Annotated in this window: 6 protein-coding genes; 4 read left to right on the top strand and 2 right to left on the bottom strand. The window is 67.9% G+C overall.

The window, feature by feature from the left end; genetic code table 11:
• Nucleotides 1–191: 191 nt before the first annotated feature.
• Together AB0N16_RS08140 and AB0N16_RS08135 are read right to left on the bottom strand one after the other, a co-directional pair.
• Nucleotides 192–989 carry a hypothetical protein gene (locus AB0N16_RS08140; RefSeq protein ID WP_365794330.1) on the bottom strand — a complete coding sequence of 266 codons (798 nt, stop codon included), beginning with the start codon at nt 987–989 and terminating at the stop codon, nt 192–194.
• A 41-nt stretch (nt 990–1030) separates the two neighbouring features.
• Entirely contained in the window at nt 1031–1348 is a 318-nt protein-coding gene (locus AB0N16_RS08135) for a hypothetical protein (protein ID WP_365794328.1), read from the bottom strand.
• Between the two features lie 109 nt (nt 1349–1457).
• On the opposite strand from AB0N16_RS08135, the gene AB0N16_RS08130 reads away from it, so the two are divergent.
• From AB0N16_RS08130 to AB0N16_RS08115, 4 genes are all read left to right on the top strand, one after another.
• Complete coding sequence (locus AB0N16_RS08130; protein WP_365794326.1) at nt 1458–1802, top strand: hypothetical protein; 345 nt, start codon at nt 1458–1460, stop codon at nt 1800–1802.
• A 223-nt stretch (nt 1803–2025) separates the two neighbouring features.
• A complete protein-coding gene (locus AB0N16_RS08125) occupies nt 2026–3270 on the top strand; it encodes an Ig-like domain-containing protein (RefSeq protein WP_365794324.1) in 1245 nt (414 codons plus the stop codon).
• Nucleotides 3271–3405: 135 nt separating this feature from the next.
• Nucleotides 3406–4896 carry an ABC transporter permease gene (locus AB0N16_RS08120; protein ID WP_365794322.1) on the top strand — a complete coding sequence of 497 codons (1491 nt, stop codon included), beginning with the start codon at nt 3406–3408 and terminating at the stop codon, nt 4894–4896.
• Nucleotides 4897–5160: 264 nt separating this feature from the next.
• Nucleotides 5161–5844, top strand: a complete 684-nt coding sequence (locus tag AB0N16_RS08115; RefSeq protein WP_365794320.1) for an ABC transporter ATP-binding protein — start codon at nt 5161–5163, stop codon at nt 5842–5844.
• The last annotated feature ends 186 nt before the right edge of the window (nt 5845–6030 follow it).

Genomic DNA, 6030 nt, shown 5'->3' with positions numbered 1-6030 from the left:
GCCGGGTGCGGGTGTGTGGGGGCTGGTCGCGCAGTTCCCCGCGCCCCCAAGAAGCGGAGTTCCCCGCGCCCCCAAGATGGGGAGTCTCCCGCGTCGTCGGGTGCGGGTGTGTGGGGGCTGGTCGCGCAGTTCCCCGCGCCCCCAAAAAGCGGAGTTCCCCGCGCCGTCAAAAGTGCGCGGGGAGTTGCGCGTTACTTCAACTTCGCCGACTGGGCCTTGATCACCGGGGTCGGTACCGTGTACGTCTTTCCGGACATCATCGCGCCGATGTTCATCGTGTAGTACGTCGCGAGCGTGTTGCCGTGGCGTACCACCTCCGCGTGCAGGGGGCCCTTGTCGCCGTCCATCTCCGTGACCGCGGTGAACGCCACCGACTCGTCGCCGGTGCCCGAGGGCTTGGTCGCGGTGACCTTCGTGACCTTCTGCTCGTCGCCGGCCGCGCCGCCCGTGAAGCCGGTCGCGCAGTCCTTGACCGCCGCGGAGAGGGCCTTCAGCGCCTGCTGTGCGCCGTTCCCGTCGTACGACGACAGGTCGAGGGACGTGACGTCCAGGTTCAGCGAGTCCTTGAGCGCGTCCTCGAACTTTCCGTCGGCCAAGTCGTCGAGGGAGGTCGCGTCGTCGGTCGGGTCCTTCTTGTCCTCGCGGACCGTGCGGCCGATCTCCGTGGCCGCGTCGGCCGGTGCGAGGCCGGTGAGGACGTAGGCCAGCGGGCGGCACTTCTCGTCGCTCGCCTTGATCTTGCCGCGGGTCGGCGCGGCCGCGCCGATCGCGTTGACCTTGTAACCGTCCACCTCGCCCTGCGCGAGGATCCGCTGCTTCAACTCCGCGGTGCTCAACGCCTTGACGGCGGAGGCGGAGTCCGTGGAGGCGGAGTCCGCGGTGGCGGCCGAGTCCTTCGAACTCCCGTCGGAGCAGCCCGTGATGAGGGCGAGGGACAGTGCGCCGCCGGCGGCGAGGGTGCATATCCGCACGCCCGATGATCTCTTCATGAGAGGACTGTGAGTCCTCGGTCAAGGATCGGTCAAGCCGTTTAAAATTCCAGCCGTTCGCGGCGTACCGAATACACCACGAACCCGGCGCCGACGGCGAGGAAGAGGGTGCCGCCGATGACGTACGGCGTGGTGTCCGGGCTTCCGGTGTCGGCGAGTTGACCGGCGTCCCCGGCCGCCTCGGAGGTGGCCTCGGACAGCGCCTTGGCCTGCTGGGTGACCTGCGTCGTCGTGCTCTCCGACGTGCCGGTTCTCGCCGGGGTGTCCTGCGACGCGTTGGCGGACGGGACGAACCACAGCGCACACAGGAGCGTGCCTGCGGCGGTGGCGGTCAGCAACGGGCGGCGAACGGATGACACGGAATATCGATCCCCTTGTGACGCTGGCGAATTGGCCGTGTGGGGCGATGTTAGTGAAAATCGCGGGTCACGGGAAAGTCACGGGAGGTTTCGGTCGTACGCTCCGGGCATGAGCACTCCAGAGACATCACGTTTTGTACGGCTTCGGGTGGAGCTGGTCCTCGAAGTCGAGGACGCCGGCGAGGTCACCAAGGCCGCGCTGCGGCGGATCGCGGAGGATCCCGAGCTGCCCGGCGAGGAGCGTGTGCACGCCGAGGCCGCTGTGACGGAAGACACCGCCGAGGCCCTCGCCTACCTGGTCGACCCGTTCGACCTGGTCAGCGAGGTGCCCGGGGTCGAACTCCAGCAGGCCTCCTGGTCCAGCGAGCACGTTTCCTACGATCCGGATTCGCCGGACTGGGATCTCGACGAAGATGATGGCGAGGGCGACGAGGAAGAGGACGACATCGGCTGAACGATCCGGGGAACCAGTGACCCCGGACGGCAACCGCCGTCCGGGGTTTCGTCGTCTCGGACAGCGCACGGACCGACCCCTGCCGCACCGGCCGCCTCGGTGGACGTGGTGTGCCCCACACCTCTCTGGAATGTGGAACGGGACGCGGCGGCCGTAGCGTTGAACGTTCTTGACGGGGACTCTCGGTGTGTTCGCGGATTCGGCAACGATGGAGAAGCGTGTGATGACGGACAGTAAGCGGCGCAAGGGCCTGGTGGCCGCGTCCGCACTGCTCGGCGGTGTGCTGGTGCTCACGGCGTGTTCCGGAAGCGACGACAAGGCGTCCGGCAGCGGTGAGAGCTCGCAGGCCCAGTCGGACCAGGCGGCGGCGAAGAAGTCGTCCCAGGCCGACATCACGATCACGCCCAAGGACGGCTCCAGCAACGCCTCCATCAACAACTCCGCCGCCGTCACCGTCAGCAAGGGCACGCTCACCCGCGTGACCATGACCACCGCCGACGGCACCGCGGTCACCGGCGCCCTGTCCGCCGACAAGACGACCTGGAAGCCCTCCGCCCAGCTGGAGCGCTCCACCACCTACAAGGTCGCCGCCGAGGCCAAGGACTCCGCCGGCCTGGTCGCCCACGAGAACGCGTCCTTCACCACGGTCTCCCCGGCCAACAGCTTCATAGGTACCTTCACGCCGGAGGACGGCTCGACCGTCGGCGTCGGCATGCCCGTGTCGATCAACTTCGACAAGCAGATCACCGACAAGGCCGCCGTCCAGAAGGGCATCACGGTCACCTCCAGCAGCGGCCAGGAGGTCGCCTGCCACTGGTTCTCCACCCAGCGCATGGACTGCCGTCCCGAGGACTACTGGAAGGAGAACTCCACCGTCACGCTGAAGCTGGCACTCGACGGTGTGCAGGGCGCCTCCGGTGTCTACGGCGTCCAGCAGAAGACGGTCACCTTCCACATCGGCCGCAACCAGGTCTCCTACGTCGACGCCAAGACCAAGGAGATGAAGATCACCCAGGACGGGAAGACCGTCAAGACCATCCCGATCTCGGCTGGTTCGCCCGAGAACAAGACGTACAACGGCATCATGGTGATGTCCGAGAAGTTCAAGGAGACGCGCATGAACGGCGCGACCGTGGGCTTCACCGACAGCGACGGCAAGGGCGAGTACGACATCAAGGACGTACCGCACGCCATCCGCCTCACCAGCTCCGGCACCTTCCTGCACGGCAACTACTGGGGCGCCAAGTCCATCTTCGGTGCCGTGAACACCAGCCACGGCTGTGTCGGCCTGTCCGACACCAAGGGCGCCAACGACACCAGCACGCCCGCCTACTGGATGTACAGCCACTCCATCGTCGGTGACGTGGTGGTCATCTCCAACACCGGCGACAAGACCGTGGCCCCCGACAACGGCCTCAACGGCTGGAACCTGAACTGGGCCGACTGGAAGGCCGGTTCGGCCGTCTGACGCACAGTCGCCACACAGCTCGCCGATGCCGCCCCCCGGGGCGGCATCGGCATTTCTGGGGGCCGCCACAGCCTTCTCATGCTTCTCTTATTTCGGCCTTATCGAGCCATCACGGTGTGTCCCTACCTTGCGGTCATGTTCTTCACCTACCTGAGGCGCGAACTGCGCCGCCGCAGAAAGGCGGCTCTCGTCGTCGCCTCCGGCCTCGCGCTGGGCATCGCACTGGTCATCGTGGTCAACTCCGTGTCCAACGGCATGGGGAAGGCGCAGGACAAGGTCCTCCAGTCGCTCTACGGCCTGGGTACGGACATGACCGTCACCAAGGCCGCGTCGGCGTCCACGAGCGCCTCCCAGCGGCCCCGCTTCAACTTCGACGCGCAGAACAACGGTTCGTCGAGCACGCAGAGCAGTGACCGCGTCATGGTGCAGGGTTTCACCACCCTCGCCTCCTCCACCGTCACCAAGGTCGGCGACCAGAAGGGCGTCGCGACCGCGGTCGGCGGGCTGAACCTCAACGTGGTCAAGATCAGCGGCCAGTTCACCCGGGGTCAGTTCCAGCAGAACCAGGGCTCCGGCGGCACCGGCGGCAGCCGCGGCGGTGGTGGCACCGGCGCGCCGCAGGGTGAAGTCCAGGGCGGCGGCGCCAACTTCGACGTCAACTCGTACACCGTCTACGGCACCGACGTCACCCAGACCGGGATCGGCCCGCTGACCTCGTCGAAGATCACCAGCGGCCGTACCTTCAAGACCACCGAGACCAACGCCAAGGTGCTGGTCGCCGACTCGGCGTACGCCAAGGAGAAGAAGTACAAGGTCGGTTCGACCGTCACCATCAACAAGGTCAAGTACACGATCATCGGCATCGCGACGGCCGACAGCGGTGACGCGGCGGCCAACCTGTACATGCCGCTGAAGCAGGCGCAGACGCTGGCAGACGAGAAGAACAAGGTCACCACGATCTACGTCCAGGCGACCGACTCCAAGCAGATCTCGGCCGTCAAGTCGACCATCCAGAAGAACGTCTCGGGTACGACGGTCACCACCTCCGCCGACCTCGCGGACACCGTCTCCGGCTCCCTCTCCACGGCGTCCTCGCTCGCCACCAACGTCGGCAAGTGGCTGTCCATCGCGGTGCTCGTGGCCGCGTTCCTGGTCGCCGGACTGCTGACCTCCTCGGCGGTCTCCCGCCGGGTCCGCGAGTTCGGCACGCTGAAGGCGCTGGGCTGGAAGTCCCGCCGGGTCACCGGGCAGGTCATCGGCGAGGCCATGGTCAACGGCCTGGTCGGCGGCGCGCTCGGTATCGCGCTCGGTCTCGCGGGCGCGTACGTCGTCACCGAGATCAGCCCGACCCTGGACGCTTCCCTCGGCAGCGGTGGCGGTGGCGGCGGCAACGCCGCCGGCGGTCCCGGCGGCGGAGGCGGCTTCGGCGGCGGCGGTGGCGGTGGCTTCGGCGGCGGCCGGCAGGCCGCCAAGACGCTGGAGGTCGCCCTGACGGCACCGGTCAGCGTGACGACGATCGCGGTCGCGGTGGGGCTGGCGGTGGCCGGCGGCCTGATCGCGGGTGCGTTCGGCGGCTGGCGCGCGTCGAGGCTGCGGCCTGCGGATGCGCTGCGGCGCGTGGAGTAGCCGGCGCCGGTTGTGGCTGGGGCGGGGGGTGTCGCTTACCGGCGCCGGCAGGGTGCCGCCGCGCCCACCCTCCCCCACTCTCGGCTTCGCTCGAGCGGGGGGACCCCCATCGCCCCAGCGGCACGACTGCCCGCAGCTGGGTGAGCTGACAAGGCGCCCGCAACCGCAGCGCCCCGTAAGGGGCGCGGGGACCTGCGCGACCAGCCCCCACCCACCCGCAGCCAATGACGAAGCCGCCCCACTCCAAACCCTCCAGGAGTCACCATGTACGAACTCAGAAACGTCACCAAGCTCTACTCCCGAGGCAAGGACACCGTCCGCGCCCTCGACGGCATCGACCTCACCATCTCCGACGGCGACCGCCTGGTCATCCAGGGCCCCACCGGCGGCGGCAAGTCCACCCTCCTGCAGATGCTCGGCGGCCTGGACCGGCCGACCTCCGGCGAAATCGTCCTGGACGGCACCGACCTGGCCAAGCTCTCCGAGACCAAGCTGACCCGGGTCCGCAGCGAGAACATCGGTTTCGTCTTCCAGTCCTTCAACCTGATCCCGACGCTCACCGCCCAGGAGAACGTCGAGACCGCCCTCGTCCCGCTCGGCGTCAAGGCCAAGGACCGCCGGGAGCGTGCCGCCGAGGCACTGACCTCCGTCGGTCTCGGCGAGCGCCTCGGCCACCTCCCCGGCGAGATGTCCGGCGGCCAGCAGCAGCGCGTCGCCATCGCCCGGGCCCTCGTCAAGCAGCCCAAGGTGCTGCTCGCCGACGAGCCCACCGGCAACCTCGACGAGGGCATGCGTGACGAGATCATGGACGTACTGGAGCGCATGTGGAAGGAGCACGGGCTGACCTTCATCATGGTCACCCACGACTCCGCGATCGCGAAGAAGGCCCCGCGGCTGGCGACCATCCGCAAGGGAAAGATCACCGTCAAGGAGAACGCGGGCGCGTGAGGTGCGTCACGGGCTGACGGCACCTAGCATCGAACTCCCGCGCACAACCGCGCAGTTGGGTAACAGTGTCTGCCCCGGCGCGTAACAGTTCTCCTGTACATCTCTTACCGGTCTCTCATCTATTGAGCCCACTGATCGCCCCCCGGCATACTCCGTGTTCCGGGGGGTTGACGTATATGCGTACGG

The organism is Streptomyces sp. NPDC051105 (assembly GCF_040682795.1).
Classification (GTDB): domain Bacteria; phylum Actinomycetota; class Actinomycetes; order Streptomycetales; family Streptomycetaceae; genus Streptomyces.
The sequence above is the reverse complement of the archived record's forward strand: the minus strand, read 5'-3'. Positions and strand labels throughout refer to the sequence as shown.